Genomic DNA, 13909 nt, shown 5'->3' with positions numbered 1-13909 from the left:
CCATTACGGCCAAGCAGTACGGTATGGCCTTGGCTGTCTTGCGCCATAAACCCAGTGATGATGATGCGATGGTGTGTATGCTGAGCCAATACTTCTTTAATCAGTGTATACGAGCTGGCTCGATCGACTTCTGGCTGAGTACCCGCTTCCGCACGCAAGAAAGCACGAGCGTCTTGAGAAATAGCATTCAGGTCATTTTGTGAAAGCAAAGCGGCCAGCAATCTTGCAGACCAGACCTCACCATGGCCTAAAATGGCCGCACGTTCTGCTTCTGTAAATGGAGCCGTAAGCTCACCAAGCGTGCTAAATTCATCGCTGAGTTGAGCCATCAAGCTTTGCTGTGCATCACCAGTAACAAGGGCGTTAATCAGGTCAACTTGAAACTGCCTAAGCGCTTGTAATTCTTCGTGTGCGAGTCGACCATCTTTGGAGAGTGCGTCCACAAACGCGATTAATCGGTTGGTGGTTTTGCCTGCGGCCGACACGACCACCAAATCTTCAGAGCCTGAATACTCTTTGAGTATATTGACGACGCGACGGTAACATTCAGGATCCGCGAGGCTGCTTCCACCAAATTTGTGCAGTTGACGTGAAATGGTCATGAATTACGCCTCTTTCTCTGAAGGGGGGGGATTTTGAGAATCCGTTGCATCGCCAGTAAAGGCGGCGGCTTTTTGAAAGGCTTGTTTAAGGTCATCGATCAGATCCTCCGCATCTTCTAGACCAACCGAGAGGCGAAGAAGTTGCTGAGAAATGCCGGCTTCAGAAAGTGCTGCTTCACCCATTGCTCTGTGGGTCATGGAAGCTGGGTGACAAATCAAACTCTCAACACCGCCAAGCGACTCAGCCAGTGAAAACAGGTCGAGTTGTTCAACAAAGAACTTTAATTGTTCGAAGGTTCCGCCAAACTCAAAGCTCAACATAGAGCCGAAGCCTAACTGTTGTTTTTTTGCAATCTCATGGCCTGGGTGGCTTTCAAGGCTCGGGTGATAAATGGTTTTCACTAAAGGTTGACGTTGAAGCTCGGCTAAAATGGTTTGTGAGCTTTCTTCGTGCACACGCATGCGCGCGCCCAATGTGCGAATGCCGCGTAACGTCATGTAGCTATCAAAAGGGGTACCTGTTGCGCCAATGCAGTTGCCCCACCATCCGAGTTCTTCTGCATGCTCTTCGGTTTTGGTGATCACAACGCCACCAATCACATCGGAGTGACCATTGATGTATTTGGTGGTTGAGTGGATAACGAAGTCAGCGCCAAGATCTAAAGGCTTTTGGAACACAGGGGTTAAAAAGGTATTGTCGACCGCGACTAATGCTCCGACTTGTTTGGCTTTTTGGCATGTTTTCTCAATGTCGACCACACGCACTAAAGGATTTGATGGGGTTTCAATCAGAATCAGTTTTGGTTTTTTAGCAATGGCCGCGTCAAAGGCTTTGGTATCCGATTGATCAACAAATTCCACCTTGAAGTCACCTTTAAGGCTTCGTGTATTAAACAGTCGGTAAGTGCCACCATAGCAATCGTGTGGGGCAACGATAAGATCATCTGGCCCCAAAAATGCCGATACCCAAAGGTTAAGTGCAGACGTTCCACAGTTTGTGACCACAGCGCCTTTGCCTGACTCTAGCTCAAACAAGGCGGTTTCAAGCAACCCGCGATTTGGGTTTCCAGAACGTGTGTAATCGTACTTAGGCACTTCGCCAAATGCAGGGAAGCCGTAATTGGTTGAGAGATAAATAGGTGGCACCACAGCGTGATGTTGCGAATCTGACTCGATTCCCGTACGAACTGCGATTGTTGCTGGCTTGCGGGTGCTCATAAATCCTTCCTTTGTGTATGGCTATGCTTTTTGACGCTGCTATAATGACTCGTAAGGGAAATACGGCTATACCTGGTTATATGGATAGACCTAGGTATATGGATAATTTCAGGTTGCTATCAGTTATTCCCTTCCTCATTTTTGACACTTTACTTATCAAAAATGAAGACGTCAACACTTCTAGACGTCTATATGTCTTTGCTTATAGACTTAAATCCGGCTAAAATTGCCCCTCAACTTAACTACCATATGATAATAACGAAGGTGCGCAATGGCAGACTGGAATGGTGAATACATTAGTCCATACGCGGAACACGGCAAAAAAAGCGAACAAGTAAAGAAAATCACAGTATCGATTCCGCTAAAAGTACTGAAGGTATTAACCGATGAACGTACGCGTCGTCAGATAAATAACCTGCGCCATGCGACCAACAGTGAATTACTGTGTGAAGCTTTTCTTCATGCTTATACTGGCCAACCGTTACCGACGGATGAAGATTTACGAAAAGATCGCCCAGATGATATTCCGGCAGAAGTGAAAGCACTGATGACGGCAATGGGGATTGAATTTGAAGCCTACGATCAAGAATAATAAAAGGCTCAGTTAAGTATTACTTTGTTAGCTAAGTATTATTTCATTAGCTAAGTATGACTTTATTAGCTAAGTGTTACGTTAATAGTCTCACTGGCACAGTAAAGCCATCGCTTGTTGGACCGAAATTAAAAATTGCACAGAAACAAAAAAACCGCAGTGACTTTATAAAAAGACTGCGGTTTTTTAATGCTTGGAATATCTTTAGTTATTTTACTAGGAGAGTCGATTACGACGCCATGTAGTTTTCTGGCATGTCGATTCGAGCTACTCCAGATTCAACTGCAGCAACGGCCACCGCTTTTGCTACGCGAGGCAACAAACGTGGATCCATCGGTTTTGGAATGATGTAGCTTGACCCGAATTCAAGGCTATCAACACCCGCAGCTTTTAATACCTCGGCAGGCACGGGCTCTTTAGCCAGTTCTCGGATAGCTTTCACCGCGGCTAATTTCATTGGATCGTTGATTTCGCTTGCACGTACATCAAGAGCACCACGGAAGATGAACGGGAAACACAGAACATTATTGACCTGGTTTGGATAATCACTGCGACCAGTGCCCATAATAAGGTCATTACGAACCTCATGAGCAAGTTCAGGTTTGATTTCTGGATCTGGGTTTGAACAGGCGAAAACGATCGGCTTATCCGCCATCAGTTTTAGCGCTTCAGGTGGCAGCAAGTTTGGCCCTGATACGCCTAAGAATAAATCAGCACCTTCAATCACATCTTCAAGGGTACGCTTATCGGTATTGTTGGCAAACAGCTGCTTGTATTCGTTTAAGTCATCACGACGAGTGTGAATCACACCTTTACGGTCAAGCATGTAGATCTTTTCGCGCATGGCACCACACTTGATCAACAGTTCCATACACGCCACCGCTGCTGCGCCTGCACCCAGACAAACAATGGTAGCCTCTTCCAACTTTTTGCCTTGCAGTTCAATTGCATTAAGCATGCCCGCTGCGGTAACAATGGCGGTACCGTGTTGGTCATCGTGGAAAACAGGCACATCACAACGTTCAATCAGGCGACGTTCAATTTCAAAACAATCCGGTGCTTTAATGTCTTCTAAATTGATGCCACCAAAGGTATCGGCAATGTTAGCAACGGTATCGACAAACTCGTCGATGGTGCGGTGTTTCACTTCGATATCAATAGAATCTAAGCCAGCAAAGCGTTTGAACAACAGCGCTTTGCCTTCCATAACCGGTTTTGAGGCGATTGGCCCTAAGTTACCTAAACCCAAAATTGCGGTACCGTTAGAAATGACTGCGACCATGTTTCCTTTCGCGGTGTACTTGTAAACATTGTCTACGTTCTGCGCGATTTCACGAACAGGTTCAGCAACACCAGGGCTATAAGCCAGTGCCAGATCTTCCGCTGAATTAGCGGGCGTTGTGAGTGCAACGGCAATCTTACCTGGGTTCGGGAATTGATGGTAATCAAGAGCTTGTTGACGGAAGGCTTCTTGTGCAGATAACTCAGCAGTGTTTTCTTGACGGTTGTCATCGGACATAGGGTTAGGTACTCATTGAAAGTGTGGCCAAAGGGGAAGACCATTCTAGAGTATGTAAGTCAACCTGCCTAGGTCAGAATGCGAGTCATATCATTAATAGTCATGAATGGACTACTGATAAGACCAGATCTGGTCTCACTGAGTTTATTTAAGATAAAGAGGATGATAGGAATAAAATAGGAAGACAATAAAGGAAAAGATAGAAAGAGGGGGAGATGCGATGAGGTTAGAACAACAGAAACAAAAAAGGACGCCTGAGCGTCCTTTTTTTAATTCGGTATAGCGCGAGCTATTACTTGCTTGAAAGAGCACCGAAACGCTTGTTGAATTTATCAACACGGCCACCAGTATCAACGATACGTTGCTTACCAGTGTAGAACGGGTGACATTTGTCACATACGTCTAGGTGGATAGTTTCTTTAGTTAGCGTTGAGTTGAACTCAAACGAGTTGCCGCAAGAACAAGTTGCTGTCGCTGCTTTGTATTCTGGGTGGATTCCAGCTTTCATGGGATAACCTCAATTTAGGCCGTGTCGCTATCCGATTCTATGCCGGACACCACACGTAGTTAATAAAACAGTATGGATAACACTCTCTTCTTGGCGGGTCGTGATGACCAATACCCCATCAGAAAGCCCTATCACTAAGGCGCAGTATAGTAATGAATACTTGCGTGAGGATCAATAGGTTTGCTAACTATTTAGCCACTTTTTTAGCTTCCCTCTTTACTAAGCGATCATTTAGACTGTGTTTTCTTGTTGCCGTTAAAAGTTGCCAATCACTATGCGCCCATCCATCGCTCGAGTTGCTCTGCCTGTTCCACTGGATAAGCAATTTGATTATCTCATTCCAAATCATCTGTTTCCGGTGATTGGTGGGCGAGTCAGTGTGCCTTTTGGCCCTCGAAGTCAGATTGGGATCGTGACCGCGATGGTCAGTGAATCTGAGTTTGAAATATCGAAGCTCAAACCGATTTACAAAGTGTTGGATTCAGAACCGGTCTGGCCAGAAAAACTGTATGGTTTACTTCATTGGTGCAGTCAGTTCTATCAATACCCTCTTGGTGAGACCTTCGCCAACGCCTTGCCTAGCGCCCTCAAGAAAGGCAAACCGGCCGACTTTACTGCCCAAGTAGAATGGCAGTTAACTCCAGCAGGTAACGATCAGTTGATGCAGGGATTTGGTCGAGCCGTTAAGCAAGCGACGGTAATGAAGATGCTTGAGCATGGGCCGCTGTCTCATCAGTCCTTTATTGACCAAGATATTACCAGCAGTGTTTTAAAAACATTGCAAGATAAAGGATGGATAGAGAGCCACGAGATCAAACCCAAACAGAAGCCATGGCCGCGTGACGTAGAAGCGAACGTTGATAAGCCAAAACTCAACGAAGAGCAGGCGATAGCGATTGCAACGGTGAACAGTAATCCGGGGTTTGGCTGTTATTTACTGGAAGGCGTGACGGGTTCGGGTAAAACTGAGGTTTATCTGAACATGATCAAGCCTGTCCTAGAGCAAAAGCGCCAGGCACTCGTGTTGGTGCCTGAAATCGGGCTGACGCCACAAACCATTAATCGTTTTAAAAAGCGATTTAATGTGCCAGTGGCTGTGATGCACTCTGGACTCAATGACACTGAGCGACTCAATGCTTGGTTATCCGCGCGTGATAATATCGCGGGCATCATTATTGGCACTCGTTCTGCGCTGCTCACCCCCTTTGCTGATCTCGGCATCATCATTGTGGATGAAGAGCACGATGGATCTTATAAGCAGCAAGACTCGTTAAGATACCATGCTCGTGATGTTGCGGTGATGCGAGCTAATAAAGAACAAATACCCATCATACTGGGTTCTGCGACTCCTGCATTTGAAACATTACACAATGCCCAAACTGGCAAGTACCACCACTTAACGCTCACCCAAAGAGCCGGTGTCGCTAAGCCTGCCACGCACAGCGTGTTAGATATTAAAGGGTTGTATCTCGAAGGTGGATTGTCAGCGCCGTTGATCGCTCAAATGAGACGCCACTTGAACGCGGGCAATCAGGTGATGTTGTTTCTCAATCGTCGTGGATTTTCTCCGGCTTTAATGTGCCATGAGTGTGGTTGGATAGCAGAGTGTCAACGCTGTGATGCGTATTACACCTTCCATCAAAATAGCCGAGAGGTGCGTTGCCACCATTGCGGATCTCAGCAAGCGGTGATTCATCAATGCCATGGCTGTGGTTCAACCAACTTAGTGACCGTTGGTGTCGGGACCGAGCAGTTAGAAAGCCAACTCCTGGAATTGTTTCCCGAATTCAAAACCGTACGAATCGATCGAGACAGCACACGCCGAAAAGGCAGTTTAGAGAGCGCATTGGAATCCATTCGTCGTGGTGAGTATCAAATCTTAATTGGCACGCAGATGCTGGCCAAAGGGCATCACTTTCCGGATGTGACCTTAGTGGCGCTATTGGATGTGGATGGATCTTTGTACAGCAGCGATTTTCGAGCATCGGAGCGGCTGGCTCAGTTATTCATTCAGGTTGCCGGGCGTGCTGGAAGAGCAAGTAAGCCCGGTGAAGTGATCTTACAAAGCCATCACCCCGAGCACGCACTACTGCAAGCTTTACTCCATCAAAGCTATGGGCACTTCGCGAAAACTGCGCTTCAAGAGCGCAAGTTGGCGCAACTTCCTCCCTACAGTTATTTAACCCTATTTAGAGCGGAAGCGAATGATAATCAGCTTGTCGAAGACTTTCTTCGTCAAGTTCGTCATACACTTGAAGCGCATCCTCTGTTCGATGAATACTGCATGGTTCTTGGCCCGGTGCCAGCACCACTGGCTAAAAGAGCGGGGAAGTATCGATGGCAATTGTTATTACAAACGGAAGCGCGTTCGTTAATGCAGAAGCTTCTGATGAGCGCCAAACCTGCGATAAACCTGTTACCTATCGCGAAAAAAGTCCGTTGGTCGATTGATATCGAACCGCAAGATCTCAGTTAAATCGAAGGGCCGTGAGCGAATCTGGATAAAGTACAAACAAGGGATTTGTGAGCCACTTCACGCTAGTCGTGCAAAATGTGTTAATCTCACCGTAACTTTATGTTTAGAAATGAATAAACTATCAGAACATAGAAAAACAAGAGTGAACGACAGTTCGCCAGATTAACTTTAACAATACGCAATGCAGCGTGGCTGTAACTAAAGGAAGAGAGGGTTAAAAATATGGCGACAATGAAGGATGTTGCCCAGCTTGCGGGAGTCTCAACGGCAACCGTGTCCAGAGCTCTGATGAACCCAGAGAAAGTATCGTCGACCACACGTAAGCGTGTTGAAGATGCTGTATTGGAAGCTGGCTATTCACCAAACTCGTTGGCGCGAAACCTGCGCCGAAATGAATCTAAAACCATTGTCACTATCGTCCCTGATATTTGCGATCCTTATTTCTCTGAAATTATTCGTGGTATTGAAGATGCAGCAATGGAGCATGGTTACCTTGTTTTACTGGGTGACAGCTCACAGCAAAAAAAGCGCGAAGCCTCTTTTGTTAACCTCGTTTTCACTAAGCAAGCGGATGGTATGTTGCTACTTGGCAGCGATCTTCCTTTTGATGTGAGCAAAGCTGAGCAAAAAAATCTACCGCCAATGGTGATGGCTTGCGAATTTGCTCCAGAACTTGAATTACCTACGGTGCATATCGATAACCTGACATCGGCATTTGAAGCGGTAAACTATTTGACACAAATGGGTCATAAACGTGTTGCTCAAATCTCAGGGCCTCAACATGCGGTGCTTTGCCAGTTCCGTCAGCAAGGTTACCAACAGGCATTGAGACGCGGTGGCTTGAGCATGAACCCGACTTACACTACGTATGGTGACTTTACTTTTGAAGCGGGTGCAAAAGCAGTAAGAGCTTTATTATCACTTCCTGAGCCACCAACGGCGATTTTCTGTCACAGCGATGTCATGGCAATTGGCGCGATTCAAGAAGCAAAAAAACTGGGATTACGTGTTCCGCAAGATCTATCCGTGGTTGGCTTTGATGATATTCAATTCTCAGAGTATTGTGACCCACCATTAACGACGATCTCTCAGCCTCGTTATGAAATCGGTCGTCAAGCGATGCTCATGATGCTTGAGTTATTGAGAGGGCACGATGTACGAGCAGGATCGCGTCTTTTAGAAACGCATTTGGTGGTTAGGGAAAGCGCTGCGCCACCAAGACTGGTGTGATTCTTTGGCTAAATCCCCTGACTGGCAGCGCATTTTGGTGCGCTGCTTCCATTTCTACCCTGTTATCCCCACCAAATCTGAATTAACATACCTACTGACTTTTCAATGTTGATAGACCATCGTGGCAAATAAAGATTATGTAAAGCGCGGGCGAGGAACCAAAAAATCGCCTAGTAAAAAGGCGTCGAAAAAGAGTTCACCAAGGCGAAAACCTTGGCGAAGTGGGCTCATTGCTCTTATTTTATTGGGTGCTTTTGGTTACGGGCTGTATACGTTAAGTAACGATCCTGAGCCACCGACACCTGCTGCGAAGCCCGTTGCGAAGCCAAAACCCAAACCTGCGACCGTATTGCCCAAGCCCCCAGAAGAAAAATGGGACTACGTTGAGTCTTTGCCAAACCGAGAGGTAGAGGTTCAGGCGAAAGAGCAGGTTATCTCTGATATTCCTTACATTATGCAGTGTGGCGCGTTTAAGCTCTCTCAACAAGCAGAAGAACGAAAAGCCAACATCGCCTTTCAAGGCATTCAAAGTGAAGTCAGGAAAAAAGAAGGCAGCAGTTGGTATCGTGTTGTTTTAGGGCCGTATACGTTAAAGCGTGATGCTGAGCGAGATAGGCATAAATTGCAACGCGCTAAAATTGAGCCATGTGCGATTTGGAAAGAATCACAGTAGACATTGAATGTCTTAGCCCACTTTTATCAAGAAGGTTATTCAAAGGAATAGCCTTTTTTATTTTTAGCTATTTATAGAAATCAGCCATAGAAGCTATTCACAAAAATGATTCCAGTTAGTCACTTTTCATGATTTATCACTCACCTCAGTCATAACGGTGTCTTGGTATGTATTTTCGTCAAAGAGTCGCGTCCTTTTGCTCTTGAAATTTACCGTTTTGACCTCATATCAGTGTTTAACTCCCTAATCTAGAATAAGAGGCCCTACTCGTGACTACCATTGTATCAGTACGTCGAAATAATAAAGTTGTCATCGCGGGAGATGGACAAGTATCGCTAGGCAATACCGTCATGAAAGGTAACGCGAAAAAAGTACGTCGCCTTTATAACAACAAGGTTCTGGCTGGTTTTGCTGGTAGCACAGCCGATGCGTTCACGCTGTTTGAGCGATTTGAAAGTAAACTGCAAACGCATCAAGGGCATCTCACTAAAGCTGCAGTTGAACTGGCAAAAGACTGGCGCAGTGATCGCGCATTAAGAAAGCTAGAAGCTCTGTTAGCGGTAGCCGATGAGACCGCATCGCTAATCATTACCGGAAACGGTGATGTAGTTCAGCCAGAAAACGATTTGATCGCCATTGGCTCTGGTGGCAATTTTGCACAAGCCGCTGCGATTGCGTTACTTGAAAATACAGAATTAGACGCGCTAGAGATTGCACAAAAGTCATTGCAAATTGCGGGTGATATTTGCGTCTTTACTAACCATCATCACACTATTGAAGAACTAGAAATCCCAGCAGAACTGGTTAAATAGACTCAACTATTCGTCTATGTCAAAGCCCATTTTAGTTGGTGAAAAATAAAAATAGCCAGTGACACTGTTTTAAGGAAATAATTATGTCTGATATGACCCCTCGTGAAATTGTTCACGAACTTAACCGCCACATCATTGGCCAAGACCAAGCAAAACGTTCAGTGGCAATAGCCCTGCGTAATCGTTGGCGTCGAATGCAACTTGAAGAGGGCTTGCGTGCTGAAGTCACGCCGAAAAACATTTTGATGATTGGTCCAACGGGTGTGGGTAAAACTGAAATTGCTCGTCGTCTCGCTAAACTGGCTAACGCGCCTTTCATTAAAGTTGAAGCGACTAAGTTTACGGAAGTGGGCTATGTTGGTAAGGAAGTAGAAACCATCATTCGTGACCTGACAGATGTGGCGATAAAGATGACCCATCAGCAAGCGATGGAGAAAGTAAAATACCGAGCGGAAGAACAAGCTGAAGAACGTATCTTAGACGCACTATTACCGCCAGCCCGTGATGCTTGGGGTGAAAATGAGAAATCAGACGATAGCTCATCGAATACCCGCCAAATCTTCCGTAAGAAATTACGTGAAGGCAAGCTAGACGATAAAGAGATCGAAGTCGATGTTGCCGCGCCACAGATGGGCGTTGAAATCATGGCGCCTCCTGGTATGGAAGAGATGACCAATCAGCTTCAAGGTATGTTTCAAAACTTGGCGGGAGATACCAAGAAAAAGCGCAAGATGAAAATTAAAGATGCCTTTAAAGCACTGACGGAAGAAGAAGCGGCCAAGCTTGTGAATCCGGAAGAGTTAAAAGAGAGCTCAATCTTTAATGTCGAAAACAATGGCATTGTGTTTATCGATGAAATCGACAAAATCTGTAAGCGTGGTGAAAGCTCCGGCCCTGATGTTTCTCGTGAAGGTGTTCAGCGTGACTTACTGCCACTTATTGAAGGCAGTACGGTATCGACTAAGCACGGCATGGTGAAAACCGACCATATTTTGTTTGTGACGTCTGGTGCATTCCAAGTATCGAAGCCCTCTGATCTTATTCCTGAGTTGCAAGGTCGCTTGCCAATTCGAGTAGAACTTGAAGCGTTATCAAGCAACGATTTTAAGCGTATTTTGACCGAACCGAAAGCTTCATTGACTGAGCAATATATTGCATTGATGAAAACGGAAGAAGTGGATATCGACTTTACAGAAGATGGTATTACACAGATCGCTGAAGCTGCATGGCATGTGAATGAAACCACGGAGAATATTGGTGCTCGTCGCCTGCACACGGTGATGGAACGCTTAATGGATGAGATTTCATTTGAAGCCACAGACAAAGCCGGAACAAGTTTAACCATTGATGCTGAGTACGTGAAGAACTGCCTGGGTGAGTTGGTTGAAAACGAAGATTTGAGCCGCTTCATTCTTTAATCACGTTGTTTAAATAAAAAGACAATGAACAGAAAAAAGGGTTGGCATTATGCCAACCCTTTTTATTACTTAATGATGGTTACTTGCTAATGGTACTAACTGTTTATTACTCACTGCGATTGGCTTACTTTAAATCATCGCAATAAAGATAACCGACAGAGCAGTGATCAAACCGGCAAAGGCGTAACAACCGACTTTGCCCGCAACGCCTGCGTGTATTTTGAGATCATGCATACCATGATGAAGGCGGTGCATAGCGTGCCACATAGGGAAAGCCAGTGTGCCGATGATAAACAAGGCACCAATAATGCTGGTGGCAAAGCGACTAACACGCTCGTAGCTCAATGCTTCAGCGTCAATAATACCAAGAGGTGCAAGGATACCGAGAACAAGTACGGTAACTGGAGTGATCATGGCAAACCATGTGCCACCTGCGCCAAATAGCCCCCACCAGATAGGCTCATCAGAGCGTTTTGGTGATCTGTCTACTTTATAGTTGTTTGTTATCACAATATGCTCCTTACACAACAACGAGAACAACGAGGGAGATAAACGCCACAGCAGCCCATTGCGTTAAAATAATCACTTTCTTATCAACCGTTTTGCCTTTCAAACGAATAGGCATGACTTGCGGCATCATGCCAAAGAAAGTATGGGCATGAAGTAAGCTGCCAGCCAACGCCACAATATTGATGGCGATGATCACAGGATTGGCCATAAATTCGAGCCAACCTTGCCATGCATCAGCCCCTTTGACTAAAGAGGCCAATCCGACGGTCAAAAACAGAGTGAATAGGATCAGCGGCAGTACCGTTGCTTCGCGCAGCATGTAGAAGCGATAAAATGGATTATTGCTCCACCAGGTGCGTTTCATTTCACGAACGTAAGGTTTACGATTACTCATCCTTATGCCTCCTTCTTATTCACTGAACCATCGGGCTTCAACATCGCAATCACGAAGTCCATCGACGATTCAATTTTACCTTGGTTTACCGCCGCAGCCGGATCAACATTCTTAGGACAAACATCAGAGCAGTAGCCCACAAACGTACAGCCCCAAGCGCCATTGTCACCGTTAATCAGTGCCATACGCTCACTCTTACCATTGTCTCGGCTATCAAGATTGTAACGATGCGCCAGGGTCAGAGCCGCAGGGCCGATGAACTCCGGGTTTAGCCCAAACTGAGGACACGCCGCGTAGCAAAGACCACAGTTTATGCAGCTTGCAAATTGCTTGTATTTCGCCATTTGCTCTGGGGTTTGAATGTTAGTGCCATCTTCAGGTTTACGGTCGTTACCAATAATGTATGGCTTAATCGCTTCCAGACGCTCAATAAACGAGCTCATATCAACAATTAGATCTTTCTCGATTGGGAAGTTTGCCAAAGGCTCAATCGTTACCCCATCAGGGTAGTCACGTAAGAAGCATTTACAGGCTAGCTTTGGTACGCCATTAACCATGATGCCACATGAACCACAGATCGCCATTCGGCAAGACCAACGGTAAGACAAGTCTTTGTCTAGGTTGTCTTTGATGTAGCCAATGGCATCAAGCACAGACATGGTGTCATCAAAAGGGACTTCAAACGCCTGCATATGAGGTTCAGCATCAGTGGCTGGGTCATAGCGGAGAATATTAATTTTTTGAATTCGATTCGCTGGCATTACTCTTGCTCCTCTGTCTGTTTCGTTTGAGCAGCTTCCTCTGCCGCTGCTTTCTCAGCAGCTTCGCCGTATAGACGTGCTTTCGGTTGGGATTTCGTGATTTTGACATCGCGGTAATCTATTTTTGGTGCGGCATCTTCTTGGTAGTAGGCCAGTGAATGCTTCAAGAAGTTCTCATCATCACGCTCTGTACAGCCATCATCTAAACGTTGGTGAGCACCACGAGACTCTTTACGTAAAATAGCCGAGTGAGCCATCGCTTCTGCGACTTCTAACCCGTAACCGACCTCGATAGCGTAAAGAAGATCCGTGTTGAACACTTTGCCTTTATCTTTAATACCAATCTTTTTGTAACGTGCTTTAAGCTCTGTGATTTTCTCGATGGTGGCTTGCATCAAGTCTTCTTGACGGTAAATACCGCAACCCGCTTCCATGGTGTGACCCATTTCAGTTCGGATGTCTGCCCAGTTTTCATCGCCCTCTTGAGCTAAGATGCCCGCAATACGATCTTCTACCGCTTTTACTTGTTTCTCGATAGACGCGTCGTTCCAGCCTTTGAATTCTTCCGCGCGTTTCACGGCATGTTCACCGGCAACGCGGCCAAAGACCACAAACTCAGCCAGCGAGTTAGAACCTAAACGGTTGGCCCCGTGCAGACCTACAGAGGCACATTCACCGACCGCAAAGAGACCTTTTATTTGAGTCTCACAATTGCCGTTCGTTTCAATACCACCCATGGTGTAGTGAACCGTTGGACGAATTGGAATTGGCTCTTTAGCAGGATCAACGTTGACGTATGCTTTTGATAGCTCACAGATAAACGGCAGACGCTCTTGCAGGTACTCTTCCCCTAAATGGCGAAGGTCAAGGTGTACCACATCACCGAGTGGGTGTTTGATGGTGTTGCCTTTCTGCTGCTCATGCCAAAATGCTTGAGAAACCTTGTCACGAGGCCCGAGTTCCATGTATTTATTTTTCGGCTCGCCCACGGGTGTTTCTGGGCCCATGCCGTAATCTTGCAGATAACGATAGCCGTTCTTGTTAACGATAATACCGCCTTCACCACGACAACCTTCGGTCATCAGAATGCCAGTACCAGGAAGGCCGGTAGGGTGATATTGAACAAATTCCATATCACGCAAAGGAACACCATGACGATAGGCCATTGCCATGCCGTCACCGGTGACAATGCCGCC

General features: G+C 46.0%; 12 protein-coding genes and 2 pseudogenes. 6 read left to right on the top strand and 8 right to left on the bottom strand.

The annotated features are described in order from the left end of the window. Positions 1–602 (bottom strand): annotated as a pseudogene (gene metL / locus ACP45E_RS09540) (bifunctional aspartate kinase/homoserine dehydrogenase II); the annotation flags it as partial. Positions 603–605: 3 nt separating this feature from the next. After that, the gene (locus ACP45E_RS09535) at positions 606–1820 is read right to left on the bottom strand and encodes an O-succinylhomoserine (thiol)-lyase (RefSeq protein ID WP_017036802.1); all 1215 of its coding nucleotides are present in this window, start codon (positions 1818–1820) and stop codon (positions 606–608) included. 271 nt (positions 1821–2091) lie between these two features. Here ACP45E_RS09535 and metJ point away from each other — a divergent pair, with 271 nt between their 5' ends. Then, positions 2092–2412, top strand: a complete 321-nt coding sequence (metJ, locus tag ACP45E_RS09530) for a met regulon transcriptional regulator MetJ (protein ID WP_017036800.1) — start codon at positions 2092–2094, stop codon at positions 2410–2412. Between the two features lie 229 nt (positions 2413–2641). On the opposite strand, the gene ACP45E_RS09525 is transcribed toward metJ, so the two are convergent. After that, a complete protein-coding gene (locus ACP45E_RS09525; protein WP_017036799.1) occupies positions 2642–3931 on the bottom strand; it encodes a malic enzyme-like NAD(P)-binding protein in 1290 nt (429 codons plus the stop codon). Between the two features lie 292 nt (positions 3932–4223). Beyond that, positions 4224–4439 (bottom strand): 50S ribosomal protein L31, encoded by a 216-nt coding sequence (gene rpmE, locus ACP45E_RS09520; protein ID WP_017036798.1) that lies wholly within the window; start codon positions 4437–4439, stop codon positions 4224–4226. A 274-nt stretch (positions 4440–4713) separates the two neighbouring features. On the opposite strand from rpmE, the gene priA reads away from it, so the two are divergent. From priA to hslU, 5 genes and pseudogenes are all read left to right on the top strand, one after another. Next, positions 4714–6915: a primosomal protein N' gene (gene priA / locus ACP45E_RS09515; protein ID WP_017038307.1), complete on the top strand. Its 2202-nt coding sequence runs from the start codon at positions 4714–4716 to the stop codon at positions 6913–6915. 213 nt (positions 6916–7128) lie between these two features. Beyond that, a pseudogene (cytR, locus tag ACP45E_RS09510) lies at positions 7129–8145 on the top strand (DNA-binding transcriptional regulator CytR); the annotation flags it as partial. Between the two features lie 121 nt (positions 8146–8266). Further along, positions 8267–8818, top strand: a complete 552-nt coding sequence (locus ACP45E_RS09505) for an SPOR domain-containing protein (protein ID WP_069584932.1) — start codon at positions 8267–8269, stop codon at positions 8816–8818. A gap of 269 nt (positions 8819–9087) precedes the next feature. Beyond that, the gene (hslV, locus tag ACP45E_RS09500) at positions 9088–9630 is read left to right on the top strand and encodes an ATP-dependent protease subunit HslV (RefSeq protein ID WP_017038305.1); all 543 of its coding nucleotides are present in this window, start codon (positions 9088–9090) and stop codon (positions 9628–9630) included. Between the two features lie 83 nt (positions 9631–9713). Beyond that, the gene (gene hslU / locus ACP45E_RS09495; RefSeq protein WP_017036793.1) at positions 9714–11048 is read left to right on the top strand and encodes an HslU--HslV peptidase ATPase subunit; all 1335 of its coding nucleotides are present in this window, start codon (positions 9714–9716) and stop codon (positions 11046–11048) included. A 129-nt stretch (positions 11049–11177) separates the two neighbouring features. Here the strand turns inward: hslU and frdD are convergent, their stop codons facing one another. From frdD to ACP45E_RS09475, 4 genes are all read right to left on the bottom strand, one after another. Beyond that, positions 11178–11555 (bottom strand): fumarate reductase subunit FrdD, encoded by a 378-nt coding sequence (frdD, locus tag ACP45E_RS09490; protein ID WP_026026669.1) that lies wholly within the window; start codon positions 11553–11555, stop codon positions 11178–11180. A gap of 13 nt (positions 11556–11568) precedes the next feature. After that, positions 11569–11952 (bottom strand): fumarate reductase subunit FrdC, encoded by a 384-nt coding sequence (gene frdC / locus ACP45E_RS09485; RefSeq protein WP_017036791.1) that lies wholly within the window; start codon positions 11950–11952, stop codon positions 11569–11571. 2 nt (positions 11953–11954) lie between these two features. Then, positions 11955–12713, bottom strand: coding sequence for a succinate dehydrogenase/fumarate reductase iron-sulfur subunit (locus tag ACP45E_RS09480; protein ID WP_017036790.1), 759 nt, complete (start codon positions 12711–12713; stop codon positions 11955–11957). Beyond that, positions 12713–13909, bottom strand: a 1197-nt coding sequence (locus ACP45E_RS09475; RefSeq protein WP_069584930.1) for an FAD-binding protein, incomplete at its 5' end; no start/stop codon positions are given. The genes ACP45E_RS09475 and ACP45E_RS09480, both read right to left, overlap by 1 nt.

Origin of the sequence: Vibrio genomosp. F10 str. 9ZD137 (assembly GCF_049974785.1) — a bacterium.
GTDB lineage: Bacteria > Pseudomonadota > Gammaproteobacteria > Enterobacterales > Vibrionaceae > Vibrio.
Note: the sequence above shows the minus strand (reverse complement) of the source record. Positions and strands in the feature narration are given on the sequence as shown.

Bases quoted from the DNA above. Each gene is read 5' to 3' on its own strand.
- ACP45E_RS09535 (WP_017036802.1), bottom strand. From the start codon at position 1,820: ATGAGCACCCGCAAGCCAGCAACAATCGCAGTTCGTACGGGAATCGAG.
- metJ (WP_017036800.1), top strand. From the start codon at position 2,092: ATGGCAGACTGGAATGGTGAATACATTAGTCCATACGCGGAACACGGC.
- ACP45E_RS09525 (WP_017036799.1), bottom strand. From the start codon at position 3,931: ATGTCCGATGACAACCGTCAAGAAAACACTGCTGAGTTATCTGCACAA.
- rpmE (WP_017036798.1), bottom strand. From the start codon at position 4,439: ATGAAAGCTGGAATCCACCCAGAATACAAAGCAGCGACAGCAACTTGT.
- priA (WP_017038307.1), top strand. From the start codon at position 4,714: ATGCGCCCATCCATCGCTCGAGTTGCTCTGCCTGTTCCACTGGATAAG.
- hslU (WP_017036793.1), top strand. From the start codon at position 9,714: ATGTCTGATATGACCCCTCGTGAAATTGTTCACGAACTTAACCGCCAC.
- frdC (WP_017036791.1), bottom strand. From the start codon at position 11,952: ATGAGTAATCGTAAACCTTACGTTCGTGAAATGAAACGCACCTGGTGG.
- ACP45E_RS09480 (WP_017036790.1), bottom strand. From the start codon at position 12,713: ATGCCAGCGAATCGAATTCAAAAAATTAATATTCTCCGCTATGACCCA.